Source organism: Rhodococcus sp. C26F, from assembly GCF_053345925.1.
In genome coordinates this window covers 6,744-18,423 of sequence record NZ_JBKFBA010000011.1, presented here as the reverse complement: position 1 = coordinate 18,423, position 11,680 = coordinate 6,744, and the positions used below count along the sequence as shown (strand labels likewise).

Annotated in this window: 12 protein-coding genes; 4 read left to right on the top strand and 8 right to left on the bottom strand. The window is 66.4% G+C overall.

The window, feature by feature from the left end:
• Positions 1-154 precede the first annotated feature (154 nt).
• Complete coding sequence (locus ACLBYD_RS14170; RefSeq protein ID WP_447816943.1) at positions 155-673, top strand: hypothetical protein; 519 nt, start codon at positions 155-157, stop codon at positions 671-673.
• Between the two features lie 71 nt (positions 674-744).
• Here the strand turns inward: ACLBYD_RS14170 and ACLBYD_RS14165 are convergent, their stop codons facing one another.
• The 3 genes from ACLBYD_RS14165 to ACLBYD_RS14155 form a co-directional block, all read right to left on the bottom strand.
• Complete coding sequence (locus tag ACLBYD_RS14165; RefSeq protein WP_447816942.1) at positions 745-1,206, bottom strand: acyl-CoA thioesterase; 462 nt, start codon at positions 1,204-1,206, stop codon at positions 745-747.
• Positions 1,207-1,317: 111 nt separating this feature from the next.
• A complete protein-coding gene (locus ACLBYD_RS14160) occupies positions 1,318-1,797 on the bottom strand; it encodes a MarR family winged helix-turn-helix transcriptional regulator (RefSeq protein ID WP_447816941.1) in 480 nt (159 codons plus the stop codon).
• 43 nt (positions 1,798-1,840) lie between these two features.
• Positions 1,841-2,803 (bottom strand): DNA-3-methyladenine glycosylase family protein, encoded by a 963-nt coding sequence (locus ACLBYD_RS14155; protein WP_447816940.1) that lies wholly within the window; start codon positions 2,801-2,803, stop codon positions 1,841-1,843.
• 97 nt (positions 2,804-2,900) lie between these two features.
• On the opposite strand from ACLBYD_RS14155, the gene ACLBYD_RS14150 reads away from it, so the two are divergent.
• Positions 2,901-3,419, top strand: coding sequence for a ribonuclease H family protein (locus ACLBYD_RS14150; protein ID WP_026061190.1), 519 nt, complete (start codon positions 2,901-2,903; stop codon positions 3,417-3,419).
• A gap of 12 nt (positions 3,420-3,431) precedes the next feature.
• On the opposite strand, the gene ACLBYD_RS14145 is transcribed toward ACLBYD_RS14150, so the two are convergent.
• The 4 genes from ACLBYD_RS14145 to ACLBYD_RS14130 all read right to left on the bottom strand — a co-directional run bounded on the left by ACLBYD_RS14145 (position 3,432) and on the right by ACLBYD_RS14130 (position 7,230).
• Entirely contained in the window at positions 3,432-4,190 is a 759-nt protein-coding gene (locus ACLBYD_RS14145) for an iron ABC transporter ATP-binding protein (protein ID WP_447816939.1), read from the bottom strand.
• Positions 4,187-5,197 (bottom strand): iron chelate uptake ABC transporter family permease subunit, encoded by a 1,011-nt coding sequence (locus ACLBYD_RS14140; protein ID WP_447816938.1) that lies wholly within the window; start codon positions 5,195-5,197, stop codon positions 4,187-4,189. The genes ACLBYD_RS14145 and ACLBYD_RS14140 overlap by 4 nt, the downstream gene beginning before the upstream one ends.
• Positions 5,184-6,152, bottom strand: a complete 969-nt coding sequence (locus ACLBYD_RS14135; protein ID WP_159417350.1) for an ABC transporter permease — start codon at positions 6,150-6,152, stop codon at positions 5,184-5,186. The genes ACLBYD_RS14140 and ACLBYD_RS14135 overlap by 14 nt, the downstream gene beginning before the upstream one ends.
• 100 nt (positions 6,153-6,252) lie before the next feature.
• Entirely contained in the window at positions 6,253-7,230 is a 978-nt protein-coding gene (locus ACLBYD_RS14130; protein WP_447817046.1) for an ABC transporter substrate-binding protein, read from the bottom strand.
• 197 nt (positions 7,231-7,427) lie between these two features.
• Here ACLBYD_RS14130 and ACLBYD_RS14125 point away from each other — a divergent pair, with 197 nt between their 5' ends.
• Positions 7,428-8,306, top strand: coding sequence for an amidohydrolase family protein (locus ACLBYD_RS14125; RefSeq protein ID WP_447816937.1), 879 nt, complete (start codon positions 7,428-7,430; stop codon positions 8,304-8,306).
• A gap of 16 nt (positions 8,307-8,322) precedes the next feature.
• Here the strand turns inward: ACLBYD_RS14125 and ACLBYD_RS14120 are convergent, their stop codons facing one another.
• On the bottom strand, positions 8,323-9,960 hold the full coding sequence (locus tag ACLBYD_RS14120; protein ID WP_447817045.1) for a class I adenylate-forming enzyme family protein: 1,638 nt from the start codon (positions 9,958-9,960) through the stop codon (positions 8,323-8,325).
• 304 nt (positions 9,961-10,264) lie between these two features.
• Here ACLBYD_RS14120 and ACLBYD_RS14115 point away from each other — a divergent pair, with 304 nt between their 5' ends.
• Positions 10,265-11,659 (top strand): ABC transporter substrate-binding protein, encoded by a 1,395-nt coding sequence (locus ACLBYD_RS14115; protein WP_447817044.1) that lies wholly within the window; start codon positions 10,265-10,267, stop codon positions 11,657-11,659.
• Positions 11,660-11,680: the final 21 nt, after the last annotated feature.

The window sequence follows — 11,680 nt, the reverse complement described above, 5'->3', positions numbered from 1 at the left end:
GACAAGGTGTAGGTTCCGGGTCCTCGCCGTCCGAATTTCGTGCCGAGCAAGCCCATGTGCACGCGGGATCGCTTTCGGTGAAATCCGCCCGCAGAAACCGGGGGTGCGTCAAGATCACATGAATTCCGTTATCTGACGACAGTAAGGACATCCGATGCGACATCGCGCCCGTGCTGCAGTGATCACCACCTTTGTTGTCCCTGCGGCTGTAGTGATCCCAGGAGTAGCAGGAGCAGCGGAGGCCGAGGACGTCCGCTATTCGTTCTCCGTCGACGGCACGAGCGTGACCAACACGATCGTCAACAACACCGGCGAGGAGTTGATCTGCTCGACCTCTCTGGGCAACGCACCGGACGGGGTGCTGCCCCCGGTCTGGGGGGTCGTCGGAGCCGGACAGTCCCTCTACGAGCAGGGGCCGGTGGCGCCGGGAACCAGCACGCAGGTCATCGCGGATGTACCTGCCGGCTCCTACGTCGCGTTGGCATCGTGCGGGAACGCTGATTCCACCGCGATGTGGGCCTCGGACTATCCCGGTATCGAAGAAATCCTCGCGCTGTTCCCGCTCACGTCCTTCGCGGTCGAGCAGGGATCCACGGTCGTCACAGTTCCCGCGGAGACCCCGGCCGTACCTGTACAGCAGTCGCCGTCCTTCGGCAGCAGCCAACCTGAATGATTTCGTGGCAGAGCACTTTTCGAGCGCTGCCGGTTGACCACGACTCGACGGTGGGTGCGTTCGGCCCTACCTCACCACGGGCGGCTGGTGGTGAGGTACTTCGCCATCTCCTGGCTCTGCGCGCGGTGTATGCGGCGGTGCTCCGCTCGCTCGTCGCCGGACTCGTTGAGCTTGCGCTCCTCGTCGGACTCGGGCAGCACCGGCGGCACCTGCATGGGGCGACCGCCGTCGTCGACCGCGACGAAGGTGAGGAAGGCGGTGGCGGCGATGCGTCGCTCACCGCTGCGCAGATCTTCGGCGGTGACCTTGACGAAGACCTCCATCGAGCTGCGTCCGGTCCAGGTCACGAACGACTCGAGGCACACCGAATCGGACGGGCGGACGGGTTCGAGGAAGGCCACGGAGTCGGTGGACGCCGTCACAACGGAGGCGCGACTGTGACGGGTCGCCGAGATCGACGCGGTCATGTCGATGTCGCTCATCAGCTTCCCGCCGAACAACGTGTTGTGGTCGTTGACGTCGTTGGGAAACACCCTGCTGGTCTTGATGACTCGCGATTCTCGGCAAGGTTTGGCCTGCACGCCGAAGGTCCTTTCGTAGATCGTGCTCGCGGCGGGATCTCCGCCGGATGCACCTCTACAAGCCTACGGCTGCTGCGCGGAAATCGGCGCAGGCCTGGTGTGATACTCGACAATCCTCGTCAGCATGGCGGTGAGCTGTGCTCGTTCGGCCGCGTCGAGGGGAGCGAACGCCTCGTCCTGCGCCGCGGTGAGCATCCGGTCGAGATCGAACAGTCGCCGGCGCCCGCGCTGGGGGAGGGTGATGATGTTGCGTCGCCGATCGGTGGGGTCGGCGGCGCGTACGACGAAACGACGGTCGACGAGTGCGTCGACGGCGGCGGCGACGTCGCTGCGATCGAGTCCGCAGCGACGGGCGAGGTCGATCTGACTGGACGGACCGTATTCCTCGAGGGCGGCCAGGATCCGGTAGTGGTGACCTCGGGCATCGGCGGAATCGAGGCGGTCGAACACGACGCGATGCACGTGTCGCGCCGCCTGGGTCATCAGATAGCTCGGGAGGTGTCCGAGCCGATCGGGGCCGGCCGCGTCGTGGGTGGCGGACATGTGACCGAGTCTACGAGTACGGGCGCGCCGGATCGAGACCCCGTCACCGCCGACGGTGGTCGGTGATCGGGGTGCGAGGCCCGCGTTTCGGAACCTGCGCGTACCCACCGGACTCCACGATCAGTCGCACTGCCCGATAACGCTGCGGGCGTAGGGGTTCGAGATACTCGATCATGCCGGGATCGTCGAGGGGCTTACCGAGCAGCGCCCATCCGACCACCTTCGCGAGATGGTAGTCGCCGACGGAGAGCGCATCGGTGTCGCCGAACGCGCGCTGGGCGACCTCCGCGGCCGTCCACACGCCCACCCCCGGCACGACCCGCAGTTTCCGCCGGGCGTCGGCGGCCGGTTCGTGGACGAGGCGCTCGAGAGAGTCGGCGACCTGGGCGCACCGCACCACGGTGCGTGCGCGGCCGGGGTCGACGTTCGCCCGATGGAACTCCCAGGACGGTACGGTCCGCCAGGTCGCCGCGGAGGGCGGCACGCGCATGCCCTCCGGGGCCGGACCGGGCGCCGGATCGCCGAACCACGTGACGAGACGACGCCAGGACGCGAACGCCGCCACCCCGTGCACCCGCTGTTCCAGGATGGTCGGCACCAGGGATTCGAGCACCCGGCCCGTGCGGGTGATACGCAGGGCGGGCATGCGTCGGTGCGCCTCGACGAGCAGGGGATGCTCGGGTACGAAGCCGGACGGGTCGTCGTCGGCGCCGAGCAGCGCCGGAAGCCGATCGACCAGCTCGGATGCGCCCGGACCCCACGCCAGACACCGCGCGCCGTGCGGACCGTCCTGGGTGAGTCGGTACGTCACGGCACCGGTGTTCATCCGGGAGGTGCGCCAGACGGCGCCTGCGACGACGCGATGACACGGATCCCACGGCCCACGCTGCAGCGGGCGCAGGGTGCGCACCACGTCGACGGGCCACGGCACGCGCACGCGGGTGTCGAGGGATGCGCCGTCCGCCACGCTCGCGATGCGACGGCCTCGCTCGTCGGACACGGTCACCGTCCTACCGTACTCCGGGCGCTGGAGCCGACTTTCGCGACTCTGTGCGCTCGAGCCGACTTTCGTGGTGTCGGAGGGTGCGGCTATGGTCGGGCGCATGATCATCGTGAGCACCGACGGATCCTGCCTTCGCAATCCCGGTGGCGCCATCGGGTGGGCGTGGGTCAATCACGAGGGGCCCAGCGCGTCGGGCGGTGAGCGTTCGGGCACGAATCAGATCGCCGAGCTCCGGGCGGTGCTCGAGGCACTGCGCGCGCATCCCGGCGCCGAGCCGATGATCATCGAATCCGATTCGCAGTACGCGATCAAGTGCGCCTCCGAATGGCTGCCCGGATGGAAGCGCAAGGGTTGGAAGACGGCCACCGGCGCGCCGGTGAAGAACCTCGAACTCGTGCGCGCCATCGACCGCGAGCTCACCGACCGCACCGGTCCGGTGCGGTTCCGCTGGGTGCGCGGCCACGTCGGCAACCACTTCAACGAGATGGCCGACACGCTCGCCGGCCAGGCCGCCCGCGAGATCGCGGCGAAGCCCGGACCGATCGAGGTGCCCAGTACGCCCGTGGTCGCGCACAAGCCGCCGAAGCGCGCCGACGACGCCGAATTGACCTTGTTCTGAGCGAAGTTCCGCTCAGCGCGCGTATACCGCGGTGGGTTGCCCGTTGATCGCGTGGACGGTCACGGGGGTATCGAACACGTCGGTGAGGATCTCGTCCCGCATGATCTCGTCGGACGTTCCGCTGGTGACGATCAGGCCGTCGCGCAACGCGATGATGTGATCGGAGTACGCGGCGGCGATGTTCACGTCGTGGATGACGAGCACGATCGTCTTGCCCAGTTCGTCCGCTGCCCGCCGCAGCTGACGCATCATCAGCACGGCGTGCTTCATGTCGAGGTTGTTGAGCGGCTCGTCGAGCAGCACGTACTTGGTGTCCTGTGCCAGCACCATCGCCACGAAGGTGCGCTGCCGCTGACCGCCGGAGAGCTGGTCGAGGAAGCGGTCTGCGAGGTCGGTGAGGTTGAGGAATTCCATCGCCTCGTCGACGTGCCGCACGTCTTCCGCGGTGAGTCTGCCCTGGCAGTGCGGGAATCGACCGAAACCGACCAGTTCGCGGACCGTCAGGCGTGCGGTGATGTGGTTCTCCTGCCGCAGGATCGACAAGTGCTTGGCCAGTTCCTGTGTCTTCGTGGACCGAACGTCGAGTCCGCCGACGGTGACGGTACCGCTGGTGGGTTGCAGCAGTCGGCCGATGATCGTCATGAGCGTCGACTTGCCGGCACCGTTCGGTCCGATCAGGGAGGTGATGCCGCCCTCGCGGATCGTGCCGGAGACGGGTCCGAGGACCCGCTTGCCCTGGTACGACATCGAGACGTCGTGGAACTCGATCACAGCGTTCCCTTTCTCAGGAGCATGAACAGGAACAGGATGCCGCCGACGAACTCGATGATCACCGTCAGGAATCCGCCCGCGTAGAAGATGTGCTGCATGAAGAACTGGCCGAAGGCGAGGGTGATGACGCCGAGCAGGAACGCCATGGGCATGACGTACTGGTGCTTGTACGAACCGGCGATCTGGTAGGCGAGGGTGGCGACGAGGAAGCCGAAGAAGGTCATGGGCCCGGCCAATGCGGTCGCGAACGCCACGAGCAACGCGATGAGGACGAGCATCAGCGTCAACTCGCGTTTGTAGGCGACACCGATGTTGGTCGCGGTGTCGCGGCCGAGCAGCAGCGCATCGAGACGGTGGCGACGGCGCCACAGGATCACCCCGACGACGATGCAGATGCCGAATGCGAGGGGCAGATAGTCGCCGGGTACGGACGACAGGCGGCCCATCAGCTCGACCGAGAGCATGTCGTACTCGGTGGGGGAGAGCACCCGCTGGATGAACGTCGAGAGACTGTCGAACGCCATTCCGAGTACGACGCCGACGAGCAGCATCAGGAACAGGCTGCCGAAACGGCCGGAGAACAACCAGCGATAGAGCAGCGTCGCCAGTGCCACCATGAGCGCGGTCTGGAGGACGAGCTTCGGGATGCCTTCGGACGTCGCGATCGCGGTGGCTCCGAAGAAGAAGACCGTCAGCGTCTGCATCAGCGTGTACAGGGAATCGAACCCGATGATGGACGGCGTGAGGATGCGGTTGTCGGTGACCGTGTGGAACACGACGGTCCCCATGCCGTGCGCGAACGCCGCGACCAGCATGGCTCCCAGGACGGTGAGCCGGCGCGGGAAGGTGAAGTCGAACGAGCCGCGGATGAACAGGAACAGATAGCAGGCGACCGCCACGGCGGCGATCACGGCGACGATGGCCAGGCGCACTCCCGGCGACAGGCGACGGCGCTCACCCTTGCCGGACGGGACGGCCCGGGCGCGTACGGAATCAAGCACTGACATGACGACGCTGCCTCAGAACGAGAGTGATGAAGACGACGGCGCCGACGACGCCGAGGACGACGGACGCGGGAATCTCCATGGGGGCGACGATCGTGCGGCCGACGAGATCGCACGCGAGAAGTAGTCCGGCGCCGATGACGGCGACCCAGGGCAGGTTCTTGTGCATGTCGTCGCCGAGCATCATCGACACGAGATTCGGGACGATCAGGCCGAGGAACGGGATGAAGCCCACCACCACGGTGGTGACGCCGGTGGCGATCGCGACGAGCATGACGCCGAGGAAGACGACCTGCTCGTACTTCAACCCCACGTTGGTGGCGAGGTCCTTACCGAGACCGGCGATGGTGAACCGGTCGGCGAGGAGATAGGCGAGGACGGCGACGGCGAGCACCGCCCACAGCGGTTCGTAGAAGCCGCGCACCACGCTGCTGAAGCCACCCGAACGCCACGCCGACATCGACTGCAGCAGGTCGAAGTTGCCGGCGAGGAAAGTGGTGATCGAGCCGACCACGGCACCGAGCATGATGCCGACGAGCGGCACGATGATCGACGACTTCAGCGCGATCCGGCGCAGGACGACGATGAACACCATCGTTCCCGCGAACGCGAAGATCACCGAGATCACCATCTTGACCATCGGCGACGCGTCGGGAACGACGATCAATGTGGCCAGCAGGCCGAGACCGGCCCACTGCGCGGTGCCCGCGGTGGTCGGTTCGACGAACTTGTTCTGGGTGATCAACTGCATGATCACGCCCGAGATGCTCATCGCGACGGCCGCGAAGATCAGGGCGAGGGTTCGCGGCACGCGGGAGATGAAGAACATCTCGCGGGCCGCCGGGTCGTGGATCAGCGACTCGAGGGTGATGTCGTAGCCGCCGACCATCAGGGACGCCACGGTCAGTGCCAGAACGACCACCGAGATCACCGGCAGCAGCACTTTGTTCTTCGTCATGGGGGCTCGGATCCGGAGAAGGTGCGCTCACACACGCAGCCTGCCCCGGCCCGTGATCCGGGTCGGGGCAGGCTGCTGTGGAGCGTCGAACAACAGGGACTTACTGTGCCGACTGGTTCGCAGCTTCGAACGCGTCGGCGATCTGCTGGAACGCTTCGGTGTAGGACTCGATGCCCTCACGCTTGTAGAAGTCGCCGTCCAGGTAGATGATCTGGTCCTTCGTGGCGAAGGTGGTGTTGGCGAACGCCTCCTGCGCGTCGATCACCGCGGCGGCCGGCTGCGGGGCCTCCTCGCCCGGCACGGCGGTGGCGGAGTCGCGGTCCAGGACGATCATCCAGTCGGGGTTCGCCTGCGCGATGGTCTCGGGAGCGAGACCGGAATCGCCGTGGACATCACCGGCGTCGCCGGCGAAGACGTCCTTCAGGTTCACGCCCTCGAGGAGGCGACCGATACGGCCTGCACCGTTGTCGATCTTGCCGCCCGCGACGACCGCGAGGAAGACGCTCTCACCGTTCGTGGCGTCCTGGGCAGCCTCGGTGGCGGCCTCGAGCTCGGCGACGATCTCCTCGGCCTCGGCTTCCTTCTCGAAGATCTGCCCGAGCGCGAGGGTCTGATCCTTCAGTCCCTGGATGTAGCCGCCCTCGGAATCGTCCAGCGCGGAGACGTCGACGACCGGCGCGATCTTCGACAGTTCTCCGGTGAACTCGGTGAAGCGCGAACCGCCGATGATCAGATCCGGCTCGGCCTCGCTGACCAGTTCGAGCTTCGGCTCGCGGTGCGTGCCGACATCGAGGATGGAGTCGTCCTCACGCCACTCGTCGAAGCCCGTGTTGGGGAGGAGGGTCTTCGGCAGGGCGACGGGCGTGATGCCCCAATCGCGCAGCATCTCGAACGACTTGTTGTCGAGGGCCACCACCCGCTCGGGGTCCGCCGGAACTTCCATCTCACCGTTGTTGGTCTCGATGGTGACGGTCGCGCCGTTCTCGGCGTCGGCGCTGTCGGTACCGCTGTCACCGCAGGCGGTCAGGACGAGCGCCCCGGCGAGGGCCGGTGCGAGGAGCAGGCGCTTGAGATTCATTTTCACGGGTGACTCCGAGGAAGGGTCGGACGGCGTGCTGACATGTGCCAAGACGCTCGCGGATCGGTAATTCAAGTTTCACATAGTATTGGTAAGGCAAACCTTTGTCCTACTGGGGGTATGTGACAACGATCTCCCGGAGCGAATATCAACTACTCACGTCACCCCTGCTGAGGGTCGCCGGATAGGGTCGCGGCATGAACGAAGTCGAGTCGGTCGCACGCTTCCGGAGCACCCACGGCCTCGATCACCTGATCGACGTCCACACGCACTTCATGCCCCGCCAGGTCATGGACAAGGTCTGGGCGTACTTCGACTCCGCAGGTCCGCTCGTCGGACGGCCCTGGCCGATCACCTACCGGCACGACGAGGAGGAACGCGTCGCGCGTCTCCGCGACTTCGGGGTGCACCGATTCACCGCCATGCTGTACCCGCACAAGCCGGAGATGGCGGCGTGGCTCAATTCGTGGGCCGCCGACTTCGCGTCCCGGACCCCCGACTGTCTCCACACCGCCACCTTCTACCCGGAGGCCGAGGCGAAGGAGTACGTCGCGTCGGCGATCGAGGCGGGCGCGCGCGTGTTCAAATCCCACATCCAGGTCGGCGATTACTCGCCGCTCGATCCGCTCCTCGACGACGTGTGGGGCCTGCTCGAGGACTCGGGCGTGCCCATCGTCGTGCACTGCGGGTCGGGCCCGGCGCCCGGCACGTACACCGGTCCCGCCCCGATGCAGGAGCTCATGCGCCGGTACCCGCAGCTGACGGTGATCGTCGCGCACATGGGTCTGCCCGAGTACCGCGAGTTCCTCGACCTCGCGGAGCAGTACGAGCGGGTGTATCTCGACACGACTATGGCGTTCACCGATTTCGTCGAGGAGGACACACCCTTCCCGAAGGATCAGTTGCCGCGCCTCGACACGCTGCGCCGGAAGATCCTGCTCGGCACGGATTTTCCGAACATCCCGTACGGCTATCTCCACCAGCTCGAGGTGCTCGAACGCGTCGCGCCCGACAGCGAATGGATCCGCGCGGTGTGCCGCGACAACGCCACGTCGCTGTTCGGGCTCGGCGAGTGACCGGTGTGCTCGCCGATCAGGCGGTGATCGAGCGTCGGATGATCTTGCCGGTCGCGTTGCGGGGAAGCAGATCCTGCGTGATCCGCCAGACGGTGGGGACCTTGTAGTAGGCCAGTCGCTCGGCGCAGAAGGCTCGCAACTCGTCCTCGGTGATCGTGCTGCCGGGTCGCAGCACGACGACGGCGGCGACCTCCTGTCCCAGATCCTCGTGGTCCACGCCGATCACGGCGCTCTCGACGACGTCGGGGTGCTCGTCGAGGCGCTGTTCGATCTCCGTGGGATAGACGTTCTCGCCGCCGCGCAGGATGAGATCGGACCGTCGGCCCGTGAGCCGCAGACGTCCGTTCTCGATCGTGCCGTAGTCGCCGGTACGCAACCATCCCTCCGGGGTGATGGCCGCGTCCGTTGCGGCCGGATCCTCCCAGTAGCCGAGCATTACGTAGGGACTGCGGACGCAGATCTCGCCCTCGGTGCCGTCGGGCACCCGTTCGCCGAACGGATCGCGGATCTCCATGCTCACCGTGATGATGGGGGAGCCGAGGGTTCCGGGGAAGGCCTCGATTTCCGGGGCCGTCGCCATGGCGATCGCGGTGCTGCACTCGGTCAGCCCGTAGCTGTCCACCAGAGCCTGTCGCGCGAAGGGGAACTTCGCCTGCAGGCGTTGCTTGAACTCGGGGGAGGACGGAGCAGAAGCCAGCGCGAACGCAGTGAGCGAGCCGAGGTCGTACTTGTCGGTGTTCTCGTGCTCGAGCATGCGCGAAGCCATCGTCGGCACCGCACCCCAGTTGGTCACCCTCTCGCGCTCGATGAGCGTGAAGACCTTGTCGACGTCGAACCCGCCTTCCGTCATGACAGCGGCGCTTCCCGTTGCGAGTCGCGGCACCGCAAGGTTGTGCAGGCTCGCGATGTGGAACAACGGTGAGGTCAGGAGATACCGGTTGTCGTTGGGCACCGAGTCGTCATAGGGGCGCTGCTGCATCGCGGCAACCAGCGCGTCGGAGTATCGGTGATAGTCGACGACGGCGAGCACGTTGCGGTGGGAGTGCAGTGCCCCCTTGGGACGCCCACTGGTACCGCTCGTGAACAGGATGACCGCGGGATCGTCCTCCTCCACGTCGGCCGACGGCAGTTCGGCGCCGGACGCGGCGGTCACGATCCGAGGCACGTCCTGTTCGGTGGTGAGCAGATCGAAATCGGAGACCTCTGCTCTCGCCAGCAACTCGGCGCGCTTGGCGTCGGCGACGATCACCTTGGGCCGCACCAGGTTCACGCCGTACGCGATCTCGGGTGGGGTCCACCACGAGTTCAGGCCCACTGCGATTGCACCCAGGCACTGAGCGGCCCAGAAGGTGATGATCCATTCGGGGGAGTTGGCCGCGAGAAGCGCGACGCGGTCGCCCTTCTTCACGCCGTGCTCGTCGCGCAGGACGGTCGCCAGGGCTGCCACGGCGTCGGCGTGCGCGCTGAACGAAAGGCGGCGATCGGCTGTCACGAGGTAGTCGCGGTCGCCCCATTTCCGGGACGCGGCGACGAGGTCGCCGATGCGGCGGTCGCGGTTGCGCATGACCTGCATCCGGTTGCCGCGCACGTCCTCTTCGACGATTTCGAATCGGCCACCGGGGCCGGTGAGCTGGGAAACGACCTGCTGCAACATCTGCTGCAGATCTGCTTGTGCTGTCAAGGATTCGCCTTTCTCGGTCCCGCACGGTTTCGTCGCGCAGCAGGGCGTACACAGGGGGATCGGAGAACTGTTTCGGGTGACGTGGTGCATCGAATCCTAGGTGCTGTGTCCACTGTCACAAATTTGTCCCGGTGAGTGAGAGTGGCCCAGGTCTCACTCTGCGGGGTGGCTACCTTCGCGACACCCGGCCTACCGTCCGGCGCCCCGGAATTGCGCTTCGGCCCAGACCGAGACCAAGGAGTCCATCGTCGTGAAACTCAGTGCTGCCTCGAAATCGATGGCGGGTCTGTTCGCCGTCGTAGTGGCGACGTCCGCTTGTGCGTCGGACCGCGGCGCCGACCCGTCGGCGGGCGCCCTCGCTCCGGCGGCAGCCGCCGCAGCGGCGGCCCCCACGGCCGAGGAATCGTTCGGAACCCTCGCGTCTCCGTGCGGGCCGGGTGATGCGGCAGGAAGCACCGACCAGGGAGTGTCGGATACCGAGATCCGCATCGGATACGGCGACGACCGGGGCTACTCGAAGAGTCCCGGACTCAACAAGGAGATCGGTGACGCCGTCTCCGCGATGATCGACTGGTGCAACGCCCAGGGTGGCATCAACGGTCGCACGATCGTCGGTACCCACTACGACGCTGCGATGACGCAGGCCAACGCGGTGATGCAGAACGCGTGTGCGAGCGAGTTCATGATGGTCGGTCACGGCTTCGCCATGGACCAGACGTCCGAGCAGACTCGGGTCGCGTGCAATCTCGCCGCTGTCCCCGCCTTCACCGTGTCCCCCGACGCGGCCAACGGCCCGATGACCTACCAGGGCGTCCCGTTCCCGGTCGACTACGCGAACGGCTCGCAGTGGTTCCAGATCGCCGAGATGTACCCGGACCTGGTCGGCGAGTTCGACGTCATCGACAGCACGATGCCCACGATCATCTCGGCGAGCACCAAGATCCGGTCCGTCGCCGAGGCCGCCGGCTTCACGCTGAAGAACTGCGGTGTCACGCTCAACTACGAGGGCGAGTCGAGTTACGCGCCCTTCGCCGAGAAGTTCAAGCAGTGCGGCGTCAAGGGCCTGTGGACGTCCCGTTCTCCGGTGCCGGCCGAATTCAACTTCGTGAAGGCACTCGACCAGGCCGGCATCGACCCGATCCTGCTCGGTGAGGCCACCTGGTACGGCAACGCCGCCCAGGCGTGGAACGGGGAGAGTGGTCTGCTCGACAACCTCCACGCCGGCATGACCTTCCAGATGATCGAGAACGCTGATGCCGTACCGGCCGTGAAGAAGTACGTCGAGCTAGTCACCGAGCAGGACGGCAAGACCGCGCTGCTCGGCATGCAGGCCACCTCTTCGTTCCTGCTGTGGGCGACCGCTGCGGACGCCTGCGGATCGGACCTGTCCCGTCAGTGCGTCATCGACGAACTGTCCCGAATCAACGAGTGGGACGGAGGCGGACTGCACGCCGTCACCGATCCCGGGAACAACATGCCGGCAACCTGCGGGCTCGTCGTGAGGCTCACCGGCGCCGAATACACCCAGGCGTTCCCCGCGGAGGCCGGCACCTTCAAGTGCGACGACCGCTACCGCGTCGCAACCGATCCGAGCACGTGGGGCACCGAACTCGGACCCGACCGCGTCGCGACGAAATACCTGAACCCGAACATCATCAGACCGACCGTCTGATCCGAGCGCCCGGTGCCGGCG

Excerpts from the sequence above, each read along its gene's own strand:
- ACLBYD_RS14150 (WP_026061190.1), top strand. The coding sequence starts at position 2,901 with ATGATCATCGTGAGCACCGACGGATCCTGCCTTCGCAATCCCGGTGGC.
- ACLBYD_RS14170 (WP_447816943.1), top strand. The coding sequence starts at position 155 with ATGCGACATCGCGCCCGTGCTGCAGTGATCACCACCTTTGTTGTCCCT.
- ACLBYD_RS14130 (WP_447817046.1), bottom strand. The coding sequence starts at position 7,230 with ATGAATCTCAAGCGCCTGCTCCTCGCACCGGCCCTCGCCGGGGCGCTC.
- ACLBYD_RS14160 (WP_447816941.1), bottom strand. The coding sequence starts at position 1,797 with ATGTCCGCCACCCACGACGCGGCCGGCCCCGATCGGCTCGGACACCTC.
- ACLBYD_RS14125 (WP_447816937.1), top strand. The coding sequence starts at position 7,428 with ATGAACGAAGTCGAGTCGGTCGCACGCTTCCGGAGCACCCACGGCCTC.
- ACLBYD_RS14115 (WP_447817044.1), top strand. The coding sequence starts at position 10,265 with ATGGCGGGTCTGTTCGCCGTCGTAGTGGCGACGTCCGCTTGTGCGTCG.
- ACLBYD_RS14140 (WP_447816938.1), bottom strand. The coding sequence starts at position 5,197 with ATGTCAGTGCTTGATTCCGTACGCGCCCGGGCCGTCCCGTCCGGCAAG.
- ACLBYD_RS14120 (WP_447817045.1), bottom strand. The coding sequence starts at position 9,960 with ATGTTGCAGCAGGTCGTTTCCCAGCTCACCGGCCCCGGTGGCCGATTC.
- ACLBYD_RS14135 (WP_159417350.1), bottom strand. The coding sequence starts at position 6,152 with ATGACGAAGAACAAAGTGCTGCTGCCGGTGATCTCGGTGGTCGTTCTG.